Source organism: Bradyrhizobium acaciae (assembly GCF_020889785.1).
Classification (GTDB): Bacteria; Pseudomonadota; Alphaproteobacteria; order Rhizobiales; family Xanthobacteraceae; genus Bradyrhizobium; species Bradyrhizobium acaciae.
In genome coordinates this window covers 42,366-61,131 of sequence record NZ_JACMYK010000031.1, presented here as the reverse complement: position 1 = coordinate 61,131, position 18,766 = coordinate 42,366, and the positions used below count along the sequence as shown (strand labels likewise).

Here is an 18,766-nt window from a genome sequence, read left to right as displayed (position 1 = left end):
CGCCCTCAGCGCCGCCGCCGCCACCACCACCGGTGCATTGGCACGGGCGATTCGGAGCGCCGCCGTCGCCACCGACGCCACCGCTCACACCGGGAATGCCGGCGGCGCCGCCATATTGTCCTGTCGACTGATAATTACCCTCGCCGCCGGCGCCGCCGTTTTGTGCGACAACCGGCCCGGCGAGCAGAGCGGTTGCAAGGATGATCGCGACCATCAACCAGCCTCGCAGACGGATTCGCGCGTAGCCCCACTCCGGCATTGCCCCAGCCCCAAATCGATAGCGCCGCGCGGACGCGGCTTGACCCGAATGGGCTATCTTGCAACTCGCGGGAGGCGCGTCTTCTCAAGCCGTGCAGGGTCAGCGCATCAGGTCGGATTCAGGACATCTGTTGTAAAATGGATACGCGAGGTCAGGCGTTCGGCGACGGCTCGCTGGCCGCGGTCAGCAACTGCGACCGTCTGACGCGCTCGCGATGCGCGGTGTAGAGGCCGGACGCGACGATGAAGCCGGCGCCGAGGATGGTCCAGTGGTCGGGCACTTCGCCGAAGATCAGGAAGCCGAGGATGCTGACCCAGAGCAGTTGGGTGTAGGAGAACGGCGCCAGCACTGAGGCATCGCCATAGCGGAACGCCAGCACCACGATCCACTGTCCGACGGTGGAGGCAACGCCGATCAGGATGCCGAACATGATGTCGTGCCAGGTCGGCGTGACCCAGACGAACGGCACCAGCGCGCTGACGATGGCGACGCCGACGATGGACGAATAGGTCATCACCGTGACCGGACGCTCGCTGCCGCTCATCATGCGCGTCAGGATCAGTGTGCCGGCCCAGGCCAGCGCCGAGACGATCGGGAAGATCGCGGCGGGATGGAACGCGCTGGTGCCCGGCCGCAGGATGATGAACACGCCCATGAGACCGACCGCGGTCGCGATCCAGCGGCGCATGCCGACCTTCTCACCGAGGAAGGCGATCGACAGCGCGGTGACGAACAGCGGCGAGACGAAGCTGGTGGCCGAGGCTTCGGCGATCGGCAGGAAGCCCAACCCCGTGATGAAGATCAGCGACGAGCCGAGCAGCGCGGCGCCGCGCAGCACATGCAGGCCCGGCCGGCTGCTGCGCAGCGCGAACAGCGGCGTGCCCGGCAGCATGGCCGGCGTCATGATCAGCGCGAACACCAGGAAGCGGATCCAGGCGATCTGGATCGAAGGCAGCGTCGACGAGAGATATTTTGCGGTGACGTCCGATGTGCCCAGGAACACCGTCGACAGCAGGATCAGCGCAATGCCCTTGAACGGCCGGTCGGTGCGGGCCGGCGCTTTGTTGCGTGCGACGCTTGTCGTTGAGGGCGCCGTCTTGGCGGGCAATGAAAGGGGAACGCTGTCCAGCCTGGCGGCTACGGCGGCGGGGGGCGGTGTCACGGCAATCTCGAAGGCGAAATAAAGGGTAATCTGCTGTTCGTAGAGAACGCCAATTCCGCCGCGAGAACAATGCCCGAAAACGGGACTCCGATATGCACCAGCGCCCGCGACCGCCCGTCGCAGCCAGTGCGCGGCCCCAGCTGCAACAGTTTGTTAAGAACTGTGTGGAGCGGAGTTGTGAATCCGCGAATTAGAGCATCGGCAGGGACCGTGGCTTCGGCCCGCGCGGGAACGCCGCATCGAGCGCAGCGAGCTCGTCGGCGCTGAGCTTAAGCGTACCTGCGACCGCATTCTCCGCCGCGTGTTTTGCATTCGACGCCTTCGGAATCGCGAGCACCGACGGCAGCCGCGTGAGGAAGCTCAGCGCGACCTGGCGCGGCGTCGCCCTGTGCTTCTCCGCGATCGATTGCAGCACCGTGCCGGCCTTCGTCGACGCTAACGGAAAATCATTGTGGCCGAACGGCGAGTAGGCGACGACGGCGACGCCATGTCGCTCGCACCACGGAATCACGGCGTGCTCGATGGCGCGCTCCTGCAGATGGTAGAGCACCTGGTTGCAGGCGATGTTGCCCTCGCCCGCGACATCGCGCAGTTCGTCGAGATCGTCTGCGTCGAAATTGCTGACGCCCCAGGAGCGGATCTTGCCGGCCGCGATCAATTCGTCGAACGCCGCGACCGTCTCGGCGAGCGGAGTGGTTCCGCGCCAGTGCAGCAGATAGCAATCGAGCCGATCGGTCTTCAACCGCTTCAGCGAGCGCTCGCAGGCGGTGATGGTGCCGCGCCGCGAGGCATTGCTCGGCAGCACCTTCGAGACCAGGAACAGCCCGTCGCGGCGGCCGGTGATGGCATCCGCGATCACGAGCTCGGCGTCGCCATACATCTCGGCGGTGTCAATGTGCGTCATGCCGGCATCGATGCCGCGCTTGAGCGCTGCAACGGCCGCCTTGCGGTCCCCGCGATCGAGATACCAGGTGCCCTGTCCGATCACCGAGACCTGCGGGCCGTTGTTGCCGAATTTTTTTGTCTGCACGATCGCCTCGTTCTGCGTGGGTTCGTATTCTCGCCCCACATAGAACGATAAAGGAAACGAGCGATGATGTCTTCACATCGTCGCGCTCCATTCCAGCACGGACGCCACGGCCTAGCCGAGCCCGCTGATATCGGCGACCAGCACCGAACCCGTCACCGATTCCGTGATGTAGAGGCGGTCGCGGTTGGCGCCGCCGATCGCGACATTGGTGCAGCTCTGTCCCGCGCAGGACTTGATCCGCGCGATGCACTCGCCGTTCGGTGCGAACACGAAGACATGGCCGAGCGAGGCGTGCGCGACGAACAGCCGCCCGGCGTTGTCCATCGTCATTCCGTCGGGTCCGCTCGGGCCGAACAGCGAGCAGAAGCGCCCGACCTTGGAGACGCTGCCGTCCTTCATGAAGGGCGCGCGCCAGACCGCATTGTCGCGCGTCATGGCCACGAACAGCACCGCCTCGTGCGGGTCGAGCACCAGGCCGTTCGGGCTGATGCCGGTGTCGATCAGGCAGTCGAGCGCGCCATCGACGCGCAGCCGATAGACCCGGCCGGTCGGATCGTGCAGGCCGGTCTGGCCTTGATCCGTGAAATAGACGTCGCCGTTCGAGGCGATGTGCAGGTCGTTGCAGCCGCGGAACGATTCCGAATTGCGCGAGCGCAGCAGCGGCGTGACTTCGCCGGACCCGGCATCGAGCTCCATCAGCCCGTGCCGATAATCGGCGATCAGGATGCGGCCCATCGGATCGATCTTCAGCCCGTTCGGCCAGCCGTCGTATTCGGCGACCTGCGACCATGACTTGTCCGGTGCGATCCTGAAGATGCGGCCGAACGGAATGTCGACGATGTAGAGATTGCCCTCGGCATCGAACGACGGTCCCTCGATGAAGCAATCGGTCACCGCGCCCGGCCGGTTGGCGTCGGCCCATTCGCTCGCCACCTTGCGGCGGAATTCGGCGGGCACGGCGGAGAAGATCTCGGTCGGGATCAGCTTCGGCGGAGTTTCCAGGAACATCATTGTTGGTTCACCCGTTGGCGGAACGGGGCGACCATAGAGCGTTCACTCCGTCATTGCGAGGAGCGATAGCGACGAAGCAATCCATCCCTCATCAGGCGGAGGCATGGATTGCTTCGCTTCGCTCGCAATGACGGGGATAGACGCGTGGCAAGCGTCAGCGTTGAACCCTACTCCGCCGCCTACGCGGCACCATAAGCTTCCGAAATCATGTAGCCGGACAGCGTGCCATAGGCCGCGGTCCATGCGGCGGCGACGTCAGGCGTCCAGGCTTCGCCGAGCCCCTTCTCCAACGTCCACAGCAATGCGCCGCCGACCACCGGATAATGCTCGGGCTTGGCGCCGTAGCTGACGTGACGTTTGGCGAGTGCACTCGCAGCCGGCAGGATCGTTTCGAGATTGCTCAGTCCGTTGACAACGACGGCGAGCGTCGTCATCAACTTCTTGCGCTGCTCCTTCATGTCGGTGGGAAACATCGCCTTCACGGCGGGCGCGACTTCGAACAAGCGATCGTAGAATATGACCGCAGCTTGCTCCGAGATCGGCGCGACCTTGCCAAAGCTATCCTGAACCAGCTTGATTTGGGCCGGATTCATCTCAACTCTCCTCGGTTCTGAAATGAGCTCTGAAATGAGTTTTCAAAATGCGAGCATTGGTAGCCGAAGCCCGCGTTTCGGTTCAAAGCGGAAACGCTTGCCGCTGGCGTGACCATCATGCCGCCTCGACGAAGCTGTGGCGCTCATAGAGGAATTCGAGCACGCGCTGCCGGCACTTCAGGTAGCCGGGGCTGGTCGCGAGCTCGAGCCGCTTGCGCGGACGCGCCAGGGGCACCTCGAGCACCTCGCCGATCCGCGCGCTCGGGCCGTTGGTCATCATCACGATGCGGTCCGACAGCAGCACGGCCTCGTCGACGTCGTGGGTGATCATCAGGATGGTGTTGCCGAGCTTCTGGTGCAGCGCCATCACCGAGTCCTGCAGATGCGCCCGGGTCAGCGCATCGAGCGCGCCGAACGGCTCGTCGAGCAGCAGCACCTTCGGCTCCATCGCCAGCGCACGGGCGATGCCGACGCGCTGCTTCATGCCGCCGGAGATCTCGTTCGGCCGCTTGTCCTTGGCATGCGCCATCTGCACCAGGCTGAGATTGTGCATCACCCAGGCGTCGCGCTCGGCCCTGCTCTTGGTCTTCGCGAACACCTTGTCGACGCCGAGCTTGACGTTCTCGTACACCGTGAGCCACGGCAGCAGGCTGTGGTTCTGGAATACGACGGCGCGATCCGGCCCCGGCGAATTGACCTCGCGGTCCTCCAGCAGCACGCCGCCATTGGTGGCGCCGGTGAGGCCGGCGACGATGTTGAGCAGGGTCGACTTGCCGCAACCGGAATGGCCGATGATCGAGACGTATTCGCCCTTCTCGATCGTCAGGTTGATGTCCTTCAGGACCTCGGTGGTGGCGTTGCCGCGGGTGAAGACCTTGTCGATGTGGTCGAGCTTCAGATAGGCCTGCATGACGTGTCCCTCAGTTCGCAGCCGTGCCGCGGGTCACGACCTTGCCGAGGGCCGCAATGAGCCGGTCGAGCACGAAGCCGATGATGCCGACATAGAACAGCGCCAGGATGATTTCGCTGATATGCGAGGAATTCCACGCGTCCCAGATGAAGAAGCCGATGCCGACGCCGCCGATCAGCATTTCCGCGGCGACGATCGCGAGCCATGACAGGCCGATGCCGATGCGCAGACCGGTGAACATGTAGGGCGCGGCCGCCGGGATCATGATCTTGGTGAAGAATTCCAGCGGATTGAGCTGCACGACGGCAGCGACGTTGCGGTAGTCCTGCGGAATGTTGCGGATGCCGACCGCGGTATTGATGATGATCGGCCACACCGAGGTGATGAAGATGACGAAGATCGCCGAGGGCTGGCCGTCGCGGAATGCGGCGAGCGACAGCGGCAACCAGGCGAGCGGCGGAATCGTGCGCAATACCTGGAACAGCGGATCGAGCCCGCGCATCGCCCAGACCGATTGGCCCACCAGCGTGCCGAGCGCGATGCCGGCGACCGCCGCCAGCGAGAAGCCGTAGGCGACACGCTGCAGACTGGCGGAGAGGTGCCAGAACAGGCCCTTGTCGATGCCGCCATGGTCGAAGAACGGATCGAGGATCAGCTCCCTGGTGTCCTTGAACACCTTTGACGGCGGCGGCAGGCTGGAGCCGGCGCGCCGGCAGATCAACTCCCACACCACCAGCAGCAGCGCGACCACGATCAGCGGCGGCACGACACGTGCGCCGGTCTCCTTCGCCATCCTGGCGTAGGCCGCCGCGCGCGGCGCGGGCTTCGGCGTCATGGTCACGACCGGCGCCGCGGTAGCGGCCGGCGGGGTCACGACCGCCGGCATTTCGGTCTTCATGGCAGGCATCGACATTGACAGACAATCTCCGTGGTCGAAGAACGGGCCATGCACGAGCGCCGCCCTATGAGGCTCAGACGTCGACACGCTTGATAGACAGGGATTTCAGGTAGGCGGCGGGATCGGCGGGATCGAACACTTTGCCGTCGAAGAAGGTCTCCTTGCCGCGCGAGGTCGAAGTTGGAATGTCCGACACGCCAAGCTCCTTGGCGGCCTCCTTCCAGAGGTCCTCGCGGTTGACCTTGGCGATCAGCGCCTTGGTGTCGAAGCCGGCCTCATACTTGCCCCAGCGGATGTCCTCGGTCAGGAACCAGAGGTCGTGGCTCTGATAGGGATAGGAGGCGTTGTCGCTCCAGAACCGCATCTGCTGCGGCGAGTTCTCGACCACGCGGCCGGTGCCGTAGTCGAACTTGCCCTTCATGCGATCGGTGATGTCCTCGACCGGACAGTTGATCCACTGCCGCTTGGCACAGATCGCCGCGGTCTCCTCGCGGTTCTCCATCTTCTCGCACCACTGCTGGGCCTCCATCACCGCCATCAGCAGCGCCTTCGCGGCCTTCGGGTTCTTGTCGACCCAGGCGGCACGCAGGCCGAACGACTTCTCCGGATGCTTGTCCCAGAGCTCGCCTGTGGTGATCGCGGTGTAGCCGATGTCCTGATGGATCAGCTGCAGGTTCCACGGCTCGCAGACGCAGAAGCAGTCCATCGTGCCGACCTTCATGTTGGCCACCATCTGCGGCGGTGGCACCACGATGGTCTCGATGTCCTTGTCGGGATCGATGCCGCCGGCGGCGAGCCAGTAACGGATCCAGAGATCATGCGTGCCGCCGGGGAAGGTCATCGCGGCCTTCACCGCCTTGCCCGCGGCCTTCTTCTTGTCCAGCGCCGCCTTGAACGGCGCGGTGTCGATGCCGACCTTGAGATCGGCATATTCCTTGGCGACCGAGATGCATTGGCCGTTCAGGTTGAGCCGCGCCATGATGTACATCGGCGTCGGCTGATTGTTCTGCGTCACCTTGCCGGCCGAGATCAGATAGGGCATCGGGGTCAGGATATGCGCGCCGTCGATGCCGTTGCCCTCGGAGCCGAGCACGAGATTGTCGCGCGTGGTGCCCCACGAGGCCTGCTTCTGCACCTCGACGTCGGGCATGCCGTATTTGGCGAAGATGCCCTTCTCCTTGGCGACGAACAGCGGCGAGGCATCGGTGAGCGCGATGAAGCCGAGCTTGGCGCCCTTCACCTCCGGGCCCGCGCCTTGCGCGAATGCACCAGCGGGAAAGTTCAGCTTGGCTGCGGCGAGCAGCGCGGCGGCGCCGCCGGTTGCCTTCAGGAGCCGGCGACGGCTGATCGCACGGCTCGGGGGCGTGTTGCTGGGCTTGGTCATCGGTCGTCCTTTGCGTTGCGGCGTTGCGTCTTTGCGTCGAGCACCGTCCATCGGGTGGCGACGCGCGCAGGGCGCAAAAGGGCATGCACCGGGGATACGCCCGGTCTGGCGGCGTCAGAAATCCGATGGGGGTGGCCTCGAGGGACGGCTTCAATGGCGTCGGCACTTGGCTATTCAAGCCTCATGCCAAGCTACCGCAGTGCAAAAATCGATTTTAGAGCAATGTTTTGCGCAGCTTGTCGCAGCGCGCACGGTGTCTCCGTGCGCTGCCAAAAAATGCGCTCCGCTCAATTTTTGTGCGCCGCACATGAATTAAGCAGAGCGCTTGGACGATAGCGATCAAGCGTTCTCGCTGACCTTGGTGCCGAGCGGCGCGGGCGCCATTCCTCCACCGGGCTTCACGTGGAATTCGTAGGTCATCAGGCTCCACGGCCCATCCGATCGCTGCCCGTCGGGCATCACGGGATCGGTGCGCCGTTCGACCTTGGCGATCAGTTCGTCCTTCACGCCGAACACGACATCGGAGTCGATGTACTTGTCGCCTTCGACGAACACATGCGTGATCAGCGGCTCGTAGCCCTTGGCGTTGACCAGGAAGTGCACATGCGCAGGCCGCATCGGATGACGGTTGGTTTGCGTGATCATCTGCCCGACCGGACCGTCGGTCGGGATCGGATAGCTGCACGGCACGATGGTGCGGCAGAAGAAGCGGCCATCCGCGTCGGTGATGAAGCGCGCCCGCGAGGACGGGCCTTCGGTGGCATAGCTCGGCTTCTGCGAGTCATAGAACCCGTCGTCATCCGCGTGCCAGACATCGACCGGCACATTGGGCAGCGGCTTGCCGTCGAGGTCGGTGACGCGGCTCTGCACGAACATGCGCTCGCCGGGCAGGCTCGCCGAGATGTCGCTGCCGTGCGGCGTCACCTTGTGCTCGCCGACATAGAACGGGCCGAGCACCGTGGTCTCGGTCGCGCCGTCGCGATCCCTGTGATTGACCGCATCGACCAGCATCGACACGCCGAGCACGTCGGACAGCAGGATGAATTCCTGGCGGATGTCGGTGCACTTCTGCCCGGTGCGGGTCAGGAAGCCGATCGCGTGGTCCCACTCCTCGAATGTGAGATCGGTTCTGCGCACATAGTCGTGCAGCGACTTCACCAGTTCCTGCAGCAGGAACTTGGCCCGCGGATCGGGCGTCTGGTCGAAGCTGCGGATGACGGCGGTGGTGAGCTCGGTTTCGTTGAACTGGGTCATCTCGGCGTTTCCCTCGGGGGCGCGATTGCAGGGGCAACCGTACACCACCGGCGCTATGCCGGTAAGCGGCGGCGGAATGGTGAAACGGATACTTTTCGGCTATCAAGGCTGCCTCGCCAGCCGGAGAAAATGCCCGATGTTAGCCCCCACGCCTGCCTCGCCCGAATCCGCGGGAATGTCGACCACCGCCCTCAACCGCCTCGAAGCGCATCTGAAGAGCCGCTACATCGATGCCGGCCGCTTTCCCGGCACGCAGGTCCTGATCTACCGCCGCGGCAAGATCGTGCATTCGACCGTCCAGGGCTTTGCCGATCTCGAGCGCAAGGTGCCGGTCAAGGACGACACCATCTTCCGCATCTATTCGATGACCAAGCCGATCACGTCGGTCGCCTTCATGATGCTGGTCGAGGAAGGCAAGGTCGCGCTCGACGAGCCGGTCGCCAAATACATTCCGGAATGGAAGAACCTCGGCGTGTTCGTCGCCGGCAACGCACCGGCCTTCCTGACCCGACCGCCCACCCGGCCGATGCAGATCGTCGACCTGTTGCGCCACACCTCGGGGCTCACCTACGGCTTCCAGCAGCGCTCCAACGTCGACGCCGCCTATCGCGAGAAGAAGATCGGCGAGGTCATCAAGGCCGGCACGCTCGACAGCATGATCGAGGACCTGGCGAAGATCCCGCTGGAGTTCTCCCCGGGCGAAGCCTGGAATTACTCGGTCTCGACCGACGTGCTCGGCTATCTCGTCGGCAAGATCTCCGGCCAGCCATTCGAGCAATTCCTGAAGGAGCGCATCTTCAACCCGCTCGGCATGAACGACACCGACTTCTTCGTGCCTGCCGAAAAGGTGCACCGCTTTGCCGCCTGCTATTCGGCCGATCCACAAGGCGGCTTCAACCCGCTCGCCGCCGAGCGAAAGGGCACGCTGACCTTGCAGGACGATCCGACCACCAGCTCGTTCCTGTCGCCGCCTTCGCTGGTCTCAGGCGGCGGCGGACTGTGCTCGACCGCGGCCGACTACCTGACCTTCTGCCGGACGCTGCTCAATGGCGGCGAGCTCGGCGGCGTCAGGCTGCTCGGCCCGAAGACGCTGAAGCTGATGGCCTCCAATCATCTGCCCGGCGGCGTCGACCTGCCGGCGATGTCGCGCTCGATGTTCGCCGAAGCCGCCTATAACGGCATCGGCTTCGGCCTCGGCTTCGCCGTCACCATGCACCCGGCGCAGACGCTGATCGCGGGCAGCCCGGGCGAATTCAACTGGGGCGGCGCCGCGACGACCTCGTTCTTCATCGACCCGGCGGAAGAGCTGATCACGATCTTCATGACCCAGGTGCTGCCGTCGAGCGCCTATCCGCTGCGGCGCGAGCTGCGCACCATGGTCTACGCCGCGATCACCGAGAGCAATCTCTGACCTCAAGGCCTTTCAGGCCAAGCTATTCCGCGGCGCACACCTCGTTTGAGCATCATGGCGCCGCGGAACCTTTCTGATATCAAGCTATTTCCTTTGGCGGACATTTCCCGCCCCCCCCAAGCTCACAGCGATGGGCATCGACCCGGGGACTTCGTGCCGAAACTGACACTGCCAGTGCGTCTCGCGCTTCTGCTCGCGGGAACGATGTTGCCGCTGATCGTTTTCGCGGTCGGCATCGTCTTCCACAATTATCAGCGGGACCGCCAGGCCGCCACGCAGCGCGTGCTGGAGACGGCGCGCAGTGTCCGCCTGCTGCTCGACGCGGAAATGCAGCGCATGACCGGTGGGCTGCAGGTGCTGGCGCTGACCAACTCGCTGCGCAACAGCGACTTCGGCAATTTCCGCCGCGTCGCAGCCGGCTTCCTCGACCAGTACGGCAAGGACGGCGTGATCCTGGTGGCCGACCGTGAAGGCGGCATGCATTCTCCTCGCTGACATCGGACACCGCGAGCCTGCCGCCGCGCAACAATCTCGATATCCTCGAGAAGGTGTTTACGACCCGGCAGCCGCAATACTCCAACCTGTTCTTCGGCGCGGTGAAGCAGCGCCTGATCATCACCGTCGAGGTGCCGGTGATCCGCGACGGCGAGGTGCTCTACGACATCTCCTTCAGCCCGCCGATCGAGGTTTTCCAGGCCATCATCGAGAAGCAGCGCCTGAACCAGGACTGGACCATCTCGATCTTCGACAGCGACGGCGTCAACCTGGCGCGCGTGCCGAATCCGCAAGCGACCATCGGGCAGCGCGCCTCGCCGTCGCTGTTTGCCGAGATGTTTCGCAGCAGCGAGGCGACCCTGCCGACCGTCTCGCTCGAAGGCGTGGCGCTGATCACGGGCTTCACCCGATCGCGCGTCACCGGCTGGACGGTCGCAGCCGGTATCGCCGAGAACTCGCTGGTGGGGCCGCTGTGGCGCTCGCTTGCGATCACCAGCGTGATCGGCGGCATTCTGCTGCTGGTCGGCCTCGGCTTTGCGGTGCGGATGGCGACCACGATCGCGCGCGGCGAGATGTTGCACGACCTCCTGATCGAGGAGCTCAACCACCGCGTCAAGAACACGCTGGCGATCCTGCAATCGATCGCCACCCAAACCTTCCGCAGCGCGAGCCGCGCCGAGCGCGAGAAATTCGAGGGACGGCTCGGCGCACTCGCCGAGGCGCATAACCTGCTTTCGACCGAGAAATGGCAGGGCTCCGACCTCCAGGACGTCATCAGCCGGGTGCTGCGGCCGTATCTGCTGAACAACGCGGCCGAGCGGGTCAAGATGTTCGGGCCGCGCGTGCCGCTGTCGCCGCGGCTCGCCTTGGTGCTTTCGATGCTCCTGCACGAGATGGCGACCAACGCCGCCAAATATGGCGCGCTGTCCAACGACACCGGGACAGTGACGCTGGATTGGGAGATCCTGCAGGAAAGCCCCGGACCGAAGCTTCGGATGATCTGGACCGAGGCCGGTGGCCCGCCTGTCGTCGCGCCGGTCCAGCGCGGCTTCGGCTCCCGCCTGATCGAGCGCAGCGCCCGCGACCAGCTCGGCGGCGAGGCCACGGTCGATTTCCTGCCCCATGGCGTCGTCTACACCGTGACCAGCACCCTCGAAACCGGCGAGTGACCGGGCAAATGGTGCCCGATCCTGCGACATCTTGGCACGCAAGTTGCTAAGATGGGGCGGGTTCGGCCGGCAAGGACACCGGCAAGAAACAGGGGGATGTTCATGTCGACCGTCGTAGCGGAAGTCACCGTGGCACGAAAGCCGCTTTACACATCACTGTTCGTGCAGGTGCTCGTCGCGCTGCTGCTCGGCATCGTCATCGGCATGGCCGCGCCCGATTTCGCGATCGGGCTGAAGATCTTCAGCGATGCGTTCCTGAAGCTGATCTCTATGATCGTGGCGCCGATCGTGTTCTGCGTCGTGGTGCACGGCATCGCGGGAGCCGGCGACCTCAAGAAGGTCGGACGCGTCGGCGTCAAGGCGCTGGTCTATTTCGAGGCGATGACGACGGTCGCGCTCGTGGTCGGATTGATCCTGGCCTATCTGTTCGGGCCCGGTCACGGCATGAACATCGATACCTCGACGCTGGACGCCAAGGCGCTCGGCAACTACGCCAGCAACGCGCAGAAGCTGAAGGGTGAAGGCATCGGCAGCTTCCTGCTCAACATCATTCCGACCACCTCGTTCGACGCGCTGTCGCGCAACGACGTCCTGCAGGTGTTGTTCTTCGCCATCATTTTCGGCGTCAGCCTGGCGCTGGTCGGCGGCGAGAAGGGCGAGCGGATCTCCTCCTTCATCGACGCCGTCTCGACCGTGCTGTTCCGCGCCATGGGCCTGATCGTGCGCTTCGCGCCGATCGGCGTGCTCGGCGCAGTCGCATATACGGTCGGAAAATACGGCGTCGGCTCGTTGAAGCAGCTGCTATCGCTGGTCGCGCTGTTCTACGTGTCGGTCGCGATCTTCGTGCTCGGCGTGCTCGGCGGCGTGATGGCGCTTGCCGGCATCAACATCCTCAAATTCCTCGGCTACCTGCGCGAGGAGCTGATGATCGTGGTCGCGACCGCATCCTCTGACGCGGTGCTCCCGCAGGTGATGCGCAAGCTCGAGCATTTCGGCGTCAAGGATTCGGTGGTCGGCCTCGTGATTCCGACCGGCTATTCCTTCAACCTCGATGCCTTCTCGATCTATCTGACGCTTGCGGTCGTCTTCATCGCGCAGGCGACCAACACGCCGCTGTCGTTTGGCGACTTGCTGCTGGTGCTCGGCGTATCGCTGATCACCTCGAAGGGCGCGCATGGCGTGCCGGGCTCGGCGATCGTCATCCTGGCGGCGACACTCAACGCCGTGCCGAGCATCCCGGCGATCGGCCTCGTGCTGGTGCTCTCGGTCGACTGGTTCATCGGCATGGCGCGCGCAGTCGGCAATTTGATCGGCAACTGCGTTGCCACCGTCGTGGTCGCGGCATGGGAAGGTGACCTGGACCGGGACAAGGCCAGGCGCGTGCTCGAAGGCGCCGATGCGGTTGACGTAACTGCGGGCTAAAGCCACACGCAGCACAGGCACAACAGTGTCCCGCGCCTGGCGCGGGACACGGGCTTACTTGATCAGCCTCAGATACGGCGGCAGTTGCCGGGTTGTCGGTTCCTGCACCGGCTCGTCCGACGCAATCATGTCGCACAGTGCCTTGAGCTCGGAATCCGTCACCTTATGCAGTTCCATCCGAAGCTCGAGGATCGCAAGCGACAGCAGCCGTGCCGTCTCGGTATTTGCCCGGTCGGTCAGAAAGGTCTGACATTCTTCGAGGGTTGCGAGCAGCGCCAGCAACCGTTCTTCCGTATTTGCGACTGGCATATCTTCCACTCCCGAAGCCGCGAGGTAGAGTCGAGGTCTTTCCCTCTTCCGCTTCATTTGCCTCTCCCGCCAGAGTTCGCCGGCTTCTCGTAGGCGCACATTTGTTCCAGATGATCGAGAACTTTTGGGCAATTGTCCAGCAACATTCCGAAAGCCTGACTTGGACTTACGTCAAACTTTTCGCATCGACGGCGATTCAGTCAAGCAACCGGGGACGATCTCCGCGACCTCAGGCTGCACTAGCTGGGGTTGCATCCATGCAAGGACGCCCGTACAATATAGTTGCCCGTAGAACTACGGGCAAAGTGAATTGCCGCCCAGTAAGCATGCACGCAAAATCTGTGTCGATCAAACTCGCGCTAGTTGTGGTTTGGTCAATATTTTGCCAAATGTAGAGGGCGGGGTGTCGATAGACACCTTGGCGCGGTCGACTTCAGGTAGACGACCGAGTCGGTACTAGGGTGCTTCCAACGCGCAAATGCGTATGGATACCATCCCGCGATCTTCTTGGATTTCGTAGTTCAGACGAACTGACGATCCACTCGAGCTTAACGCGGTACATCATCAACGTGTCCCTGACCCGACCGGGCCAGGGATTCTCGATTTGAAGGACGGGTCACAAGAATGAACAGATCAGCAGCAAAGAAGATGAAGCAGCGCAGTGCCGGCAAGCCGGACATTGAGTTGGGCAAGCGGATTCGCCTTCGCCGTGTCGAGCAGAAGATCTCGCAGGCCGAACTCGGCGACAAGCTCGGCGTCAGCTTCCAGCAGGTTCAGAAGTACGAGAAGGGCGTCAACCGCGTCGGCGCTGCTCGCCTTCAGCAGATCGCGACCGCGCTCGATGTGCCGGTCACCTTCTTCTACGACGGCGACAACAAGGCCCGCGAAGTCGAGAGCCTGCTGTTCCTCGACAGCGCGTTCAGCCTCCGGTTGCTGCGCGCCTACAGCAAGATCAAGGATCAGACCGTGCAGCGCCAGCTGGTGTCGCTGATGGAATCGATCGCCGCCAACGAAGACTGAGCGCGGAACGGGTCGCGACGCCGCGAACGCGATCCACCACGCCGCTGCAGGGATCGGCCGCTGGGCCGCTCGCCGCGACCGCTACGCGCACGCGCTGGTCCGGCCGGGAAGTCGAAGCGCTGCCATCCGCGATGGCAGCGCTTTTTCTTTGGCCGTTCGGCGCCGCCAGGTCTGTGCCCCCGGCTTCGGCACAACGAGCGAGCGATCTCCGCGTTGATGTTCGCCGCAAGGTCGTGCGGCCGCGATGCCCACGGCGACGACCCAGGGCCGGTAGGACAGTCACGGTAACGTCCCGACAGCAACCAAAACTTAATCAAGACGCAACGGTCTCGGGATAGATCATCACCTCCGAACGAACGCGCTGCCTTTCCATTTATCGCGCAAGCGACGCAGTCCGGAGAATCGAGATATGCAGAGAGTGACACTCGTCGTCGTAGCCACGATGCTTGCGGCTCTACCGGCATTCGCCCAAACCGCGGGCGCGCCCGACCCGACTGCGACGGTCCCGCCACATCATGCGCTGCCGCCTGCGGCGCCGGCGGCCACCCAGCCGGGCCAGGCCAAGCCGGCCGCGTCGGCATTGGTCGCGGAAAGGCGATCGGCTGCCGCGCTCGCGTTGTCGCGCGAGCCGACCTACGACCAAGGCAGCGCACAACGCATTCGCGACGTGGTGAAGAGCTATTCCGATCTCGCCGCCCACGGCGGTTGGCCCACGATCCCCGCGGACGCAAAATTTGCGTTGGGCGTGCAGGGCGTCAATGACGATCTGTTGCGCAAGCGTCTGATCATCACCGGCGACCTTGCCACCGACAAGGCCGCCGGCGCCTATGATGAAGTCCTGGCCGACGCGGTGAAGCACTTCCAGACGCGCCACGGGCTCACAGCGACCGGCACGGTGACGCCGCGGACGCTGGCTGCGCTCAACGTTCCCGCACAGAAGCGGATCAGGCAGCTCGAGGCCTCGCTGGAGCGGCTCGACCAGATGGACTTCCAGTTCGGGCAGCGCTATGTCGTAGTCAACATTCCCGCCACCTTCGCCGAGGCCGTCGAGGACAACAAGGTCGTGCGGCGCTACCGCGTGATCGTTGGCAAGACCGAGAAACCCTCACCAACGCTGACGTCCGAGATCACCGACGTCATCCTCAATCCGACCTGGACGGTGCCGTCATCGATCACGAAGACGGAGATCGCGGCGCATATGCGCAGGGATCCGACCTACTTGTCGCGCATGCACATGGACGTGTTCGACGCTCACGACAACCCGATTGATCCGCGTTCGGTCGACTGGTCCGGCGATCACGCACCGAACATCACGGTGCGTCAGCAGAGCGGCGCATGGAATGCGCTCGGCGCGGTCAAGATCGACATGCCGAACTCATATTCGGTCTACATGCACGATACCAATCAGCACAGCCTGTTCAACGACGACTATCGCTTCGATTCGCATGGCTGCTCGCGCGTCGACAATGTCCGCGATCTCGCGGCGTGGTTGCTGAAAGACCAGCCGCAGTGGACCCGCGCCACCATCGATGCTGCGATCGCCACCGGCGAGCGTCAGGACGTCCGCATGCTGAAGAAGGTGCCGGTGGCCTGGGTCTACCTCACGGCGTGGATGACGAAGGACCGAACCATCCAGTTCCGCAACGACGTCTACGACCAGGACGAGCAACTCCTCGAAGCCACCGCCGAGGAAGCTGCCTTCTTCAACAAGGCCGCCGCACATCCGCTGACCACGCAGTAGAGCGCTTTTCCGCGAAGCGCGACCAAACGTCCCCACGTTTCGTTTGCGGATCGCCATTCTGTCGCGCGGCCAATTGTCGCTCGCGCGCGGCGCGACCTCACAACTCCCGCATTTCCTGCGTTGAACCAGCCTCGCCAGAACCAAGTGTATGGGCTCGTCTTTTTGTCGCAGCAACGAAGTGGCCGCATGGACGTATTCAGGCTTCAACCAAGGAGATCTCAATGAATATCAAGCTTGCCGTTTTTGGACTGGCCGCGCTCGGAAGCGCGGCGTTGATGTCCGGCGCGGCATCGGCGATGCCGAACGGGCTTCCACAGGCCGGCCACATCGCAGGCGAAACGTCCAATGTCGACAAGGTGCGCCAGGTCTGCGATCGCTGGGGCCGTTGCTACTGGCAGCCGGGCTATGGCTACGGACCGCGCCATCACGGATGGCATCATCGTCCGCACTTCCAGCCCCGCCATCATCACGGGTACCGTCCTCACGGCGGACATCATGGTGGCGGTCATCACGGTGGCGGACACCATGGCGGCGGGCATCACGGCGGACACCGGCGCTAATCATCAGCGAGGGGGCTTCGGCCCCCTCACCTTTACGCGTTCAAGCATGATCCTGATAAGTGCGAAGCAGCTTTCCGCAGCAACAAGCACGAGGCGTTTGCGCAGAGATCATGCTCCGTCGCCGAGACGTTAGCGCGGGTTACTTTTGTCCCGCACGGCGGACGAGCACGTTCTCGAGGAACAGATACTCGATGCCGGTGCCGAGGAAAGTGTCGATGGCTTCGCGCGGGGTGTTGACGATCGGCTGCCCCTTCACATTGAAGCTCGTGTTCAGCACCATCTCGCGGCCGGTCGCCCGGCCGACGGCCCGCAGCAGCGCGTGGAATTCCCGATTATCCCAGACGCCGACCGTCTGCACGCGAGCCGAGCCGTTGACATGCGTGATCGCCGGCAGCGCGGCGCGATGCGCGGGGCGCACGTCGGCAGTCATGATCATGTAGGGAAGCTCTAGCCCCTTCGGCACCTCGAACCAGTCATGCACCTGCTCGAGGCTGACCGCCGGCGCGAACGGGCGGAAGGCCTCGCGCATCTTGACCATCGCGTTGATGCGGTCGCGCATCTCGGGATGACCGGGATCGGCCAGGATGCTGCGATGGCCGAGCGCGCGGGGTCCGAATTCCATGCGGCCGCGGTACCAGCCGAGCACGCGTCCGGCCGCGATCAGCCTGGCCGCCGCCGCGCAGGTCTCGTCGAGATCTGGAAAACGCGTGATCTCGATGCGGCCCGCGGTTTCGGTGAGCGCCCTGTCGATCTCGGCCTGCGAATGTGCGGGCCCCAGGAAGGGCACCGGCATCCGGACGTTCTTGACCCCGCGGTCGCGCGATGCCGACCAGAGCGCGGCGCCGAGCGCGGAGCCGTCGTCGCCGGCGGCCGGCTGAACGTAGATGTCGTCGAACAGGCCGGACTGGAGCAGACGGCCGTTGGCGGTGCAGTTGAGCGCGACGCCGCCCGCCATCGCGAGCCTGCGCAGGCCGGTGCTGCGGCCGAAATGGCCGCAGACGTGGAGCATGACCCTGTCGAGGCATTCCTGCAGCGCCGCGGCTACGTCGCGATGGTCGTCGGTAACGTCGGCGTCCGGCGCCCGGGCCGGGATCAAATGCTCGCCGAGATCGCGTCGCGTCGCGCCATAGGTTTCGCGATCGTGGCGCTCTTTATTGAGACGGAGCAGAGGAATCCTGATCAGGCCGTCGTCGCGCAGCTCCACGGTCCGCTCGAAGAAAGCACGGTGGCGGGCCGGGTCACCGTAGGGGGCGAGACCCATGATCTTGTATTCGTCGGAGTTGAAATCGAATCCGAGATGCAGCGTCAGGGTGGAATAGAGGATGCCGATCGAATCCTGGGCGGTGATCTCCGCGAGCTTGTCGATCTGATTGTCATGCGCGTGATAGACGGTGACGGCGTGGACCTCGCCCATGCCGTCGAGAACCACCACCAGGCATTCGTCCCATCCCGAGGTGTAGTAGGCGCTGGCGGCGTGGGACAGATGATGGTTGACGTGGTGGACCTTGTCGGCGGCAAGTCCGGGCAGGTGCTCCTCAATTTGCGAGAGCAGCTTTTCGCGCGAGAAGACCTCCCTATATTGGCGGGCCGATGTCGGATCCAGCATGAAGGCGGCTTTGTAAGGCGAATAATCGAAGCCGTGGGAGATCGCGTCGATATCGGCCGGCTTCAGGCCGGCGCTCTCCAGGCAGTAGCTGATCGCGCCGATCGGGAAGTCGCCGGTGTGCTTCTTGCGGCTGAAGCGCTCTTCAGCAGCACCGGCGACGATCCTGCCGTCGACCACCAGCACCGCAGCGGAATCGTGACCTTGGGAGATCCGGTATTCGCGTTCGTCGAGGCCCGGCCAGTGCGTCTTCTTGAACGGGATCGCGTTCTCGAAGCCGCTGATGCCGATGACATTCACCATATTAAACCACCCCTGGACGGATCGCGCTCAAGGGACTTTCGAGCAGGTTCAGCAGCATCGTTGCAGAGAAGCCGGGGAAATCAAGGTCAGCAAAAGTGCCGTGCCGCCGCCTCGGAATAGTCGGCGGGGCATCCGTTCCCATCGCTTGACGGAGTACCACCTTTGCGTCGGGGGACCTCCCGAACGCATATGCTACCGTTGGCTTTTCCGCCAAATCACGGCGTTCGGACGC

Annotated in this window: 15 protein-coding genes and 2 pseudogenes; 6 read left to right on the top strand and 11 right to left on the bottom strand. The window is 64.0% G+C overall.

The window, feature by feature from the left end:
* The 9 genes and pseudogenes from H8A92_RS15375 to H8A92_RS15335 all read right to left on the bottom strand — a co-directional run.
* Window positions 1-214 (bottom strand): annotated as a pseudogene (locus tag H8A92_RS15375) (hypothetical protein); the annotation flags it as partial.
* Window positions 215-410: 196 nt separating this feature from the next.
* Complete coding sequence (locus H8A92_RS15370) at window positions 411-1,367, bottom strand: DMT family transporter (RefSeq protein WP_229196576.1); 957 nt, start codon at window positions 1,365-1,367, stop codon at window positions 411-413.
* A gap of 244 nt (window positions 1,368-1,611) precedes the next feature.
* Window positions 1,612-2,451 (bottom strand): aldo/keto reductase, encoded by an 840-nt coding sequence (locus H8A92_RS15365; protein ID WP_229196574.1) that lies wholly within the window; start codon window positions 2,449-2,451, stop codon window positions 1,612-1,614.
* A 111-nt stretch (window positions 2,452-2,562) separates the two neighbouring features.
* A complete protein-coding gene (locus H8A92_RS15360) occupies window positions 2,563-3,462 on the bottom strand; it encodes an SMP-30/gluconolactonase/LRE family protein (RefSeq protein ID WP_229196573.1) in 900 nt (299 codons plus the stop codon).
* Window positions 3,463-3,641: 179 nt separating this feature from the next.
* Window positions 3,642-4,055, bottom strand: coding sequence for a globin family protein (locus H8A92_RS15355; RefSeq protein WP_229196572.1), 414 nt, complete (start codon window positions 4,053-4,055; stop codon window positions 3,642-3,644).
* Between the two features lie 115 nt (window positions 4,056-4,170).
* On the bottom strand, window positions 4,171-4,965 hold the full coding sequence (locus H8A92_RS15350; RefSeq protein ID WP_229196571.1) for an ABC transporter ATP-binding protein: 795 nt from the start codon (window positions 4,963-4,965) through the stop codon (window positions 4,171-4,173).
* Between the two features lie 10 nt (window positions 4,966-4,975).
* A complete protein-coding gene (ntrB, locus tag H8A92_RS15345) occupies window positions 4,976-5,878 on the bottom strand; it encodes a nitrate ABC transporter permease (RefSeq protein WP_229196570.1) in 903 nt (300 codons plus the stop codon).
* Window positions 5,879-5,936: 58 nt separating this feature from the next.
* A complete protein-coding gene (locus H8A92_RS15340; protein WP_229196569.1) occupies window positions 5,937-7,247 on the bottom strand; it encodes a CmpA/NrtA family ABC transporter substrate-binding protein in 1,311 nt (436 codons plus the stop codon).
* A gap of 339 nt (window positions 7,248-7,586) precedes the next feature.
* Window positions 7,587-8,501, bottom strand: a complete 915-nt coding sequence (locus tag H8A92_RS15335) for an intradiol ring-cleavage dioxygenase (protein WP_229196568.1) — start codon at window positions 8,499-8,501, stop codon at window positions 7,587-7,589.
* A gap of 136 nt (window positions 8,502-8,637) precedes the next feature.
* On the opposite strand from H8A92_RS15335, the gene H8A92_RS15330 reads away from it, so the two are divergent.
* From H8A92_RS15330 to H8A92_RS15320, 3 genes and pseudogenes are all read left to right on the top strand, one after another.
* Entirely contained in the window at window positions 8,638-9,912 is a 1,275-nt protein-coding gene (locus H8A92_RS15330) for a serine hydrolase domain-containing protein (protein WP_229196567.1), read from the top strand.
* Window positions 9,913-10,116: 204 nt separating this feature from the next.
* A pseudogene (locus tag H8A92_RS15325) lies at window positions 10,117-11,576 on the top strand (sensor histidine kinase).
* 102 nt (window positions 11,577-11,678) lie between these two features.
* Window positions 11,679-12,998, top strand: coding sequence for a dicarboxylate/amino acid:cation symporter (locus H8A92_RS15320; RefSeq protein ID WP_229196566.1), 1,320 nt, complete (start codon window positions 11,679-11,681; stop codon window positions 12,996-12,998).
* 54 nt (window positions 12,999-13,052) lie between these two features.
* Here H8A92_RS15320 and H8A92_RS15315 read toward each other — a convergent pair whose 3' ends face one another.
* Window positions 13,053-13,364: a hypothetical protein gene (locus H8A92_RS15315; protein WP_229196565.1), complete on the bottom strand. Its 312-nt coding sequence runs from the start codon at window positions 13,362-13,364 to the stop codon at window positions 13,053-13,055.
* Window positions 13,365-13,931: 567 nt separating this feature from the next.
* On the opposite strand from H8A92_RS15315, the gene H8A92_RS15310 reads away from it, so the two are divergent.
* From H8A92_RS15310 to H8A92_RS15300, 3 genes are all read left to right on the top strand, one after another.
* Entirely contained in the window at window positions 13,932-14,327 is a 396-nt protein-coding gene (locus H8A92_RS15310) for a helix-turn-helix domain-containing protein (protein WP_016844123.1), read from the top strand.
* 409 nt (window positions 14,328-14,736) lie between these two features.
* The gene (locus tag H8A92_RS15305) at window positions 14,737-16,068 is read left to right on the top strand and encodes a L,D-transpeptidase family protein (protein WP_229196564.1); all 1,332 of its coding nucleotides are present in this window, start codon (window positions 14,737-14,739) and stop codon (window positions 16,066-16,068) included.
* Window positions 16,069-16,289: 221 nt separating this feature from the next.
* Window positions 16,290-16,628: a hypothetical protein gene (locus tag H8A92_RS15300; RefSeq protein WP_229196563.1), complete on the top strand. Its 339-nt coding sequence runs from the start codon at window positions 16,290-16,292 to the stop codon at window positions 16,626-16,628.
* 139 nt (window positions 16,629-16,767) lie between these two features.
* On the opposite strand, the gene H8A92_RS15295 is transcribed toward H8A92_RS15300, so the two are convergent.
* Complete coding sequence (locus H8A92_RS15295) at window positions 16,768-18,534, bottom strand: carbamoyltransferase family protein (protein WP_229196562.1); 1,767 nt, start codon at window positions 18,532-18,534, stop codon at window positions 16,768-16,770.
* Window positions 18,535-18,766 lie beyond the last annotated feature (232 nt).

Coding starts and splice junctions, on each gene's coding strand:
- H8A92_RS15320 (WP_229196566.1), top strand. CDS start 11,679: ATGTCGACCGTCGTAGCGGAAGTCACCGTGGCACGAAAGCCGCTTTAC.
- H8A92_RS15360 (WP_229196573.1), bottom strand. CDS start 3,462: ATGATGTTCCTGGAAACTCCGCCGAAGCTGATCCCGACCGAGATCTTC.
- H8A92_RS15300 (WP_229196563.1), top strand. CDS start 16,290: ATGAATATCAAGCTTGCCGTTTTTGGACTGGCCGCGCTCGGAAGCGCG.
- H8A92_RS15330 (WP_229196567.1), top strand. CDS start 8,638: ATGTTAGCCCCCACGCCTGCCTCGCCCGAATCCGCGGGAATGTCGACC.
- H8A92_RS15295 (WP_229196562.1), bottom strand. CDS start 18,534: ATGGTGAATGTCATCGGCATCAGCGGCTTCGAGAACGCGATCCCGTTC.
- H8A92_RS15355 (WP_229196572.1), bottom strand. CDS start 4,055: ATGAATCCGGCCCAAATCAAGCTGGTTCAGGATAGCTTTGGCAAGGTC.
- H8A92_RS15315 (WP_229196565.1), bottom strand. CDS start 13,364: ATGAAGCGGAAGAGGGAAAGACCTCGACTCTACCTCGCGGCTTCGGGA.
- H8A92_RS15335 (WP_229196568.1), bottom strand. CDS start 8,501: ATGACCCAGTTCAACGAAACCGAGCTCACCACCGCCGTCATCCGCAGC.
- H8A92_RS15310 (WP_016844123.1), top strand. CDS start 13,932: ATGAACAGATCAGCAGCAAAGAAGATGAAGCAGCGCAGTGCCGGCAAG.
- ntrB (WP_229196570.1), bottom strand. CDS start 5,878: ATGTCGATGCCTGCCATGAAGACCGAAATGCCGGCGGTCGTGACCCCG.
- H8A92_RS15340 (WP_229196569.1), bottom strand. CDS start 7,247: ATGACCAAGCCCAGCAACACGCCCCCGAGCCGTGCGATCAGCCGTCGC.
- H8A92_RS15350 (WP_229196571.1), bottom strand. CDS start 4,965: ATGCAGGCCTATCTGAAGCTCGACCACATCGACAAGGTCTTCACCCGC.
- H8A92_RS15305 (WP_229196564.1), top strand. CDS start 14,737: ATGCAGAGAGTGACACTCGTCGTCGTAGCCACGATGCTTGCGGCTCTA.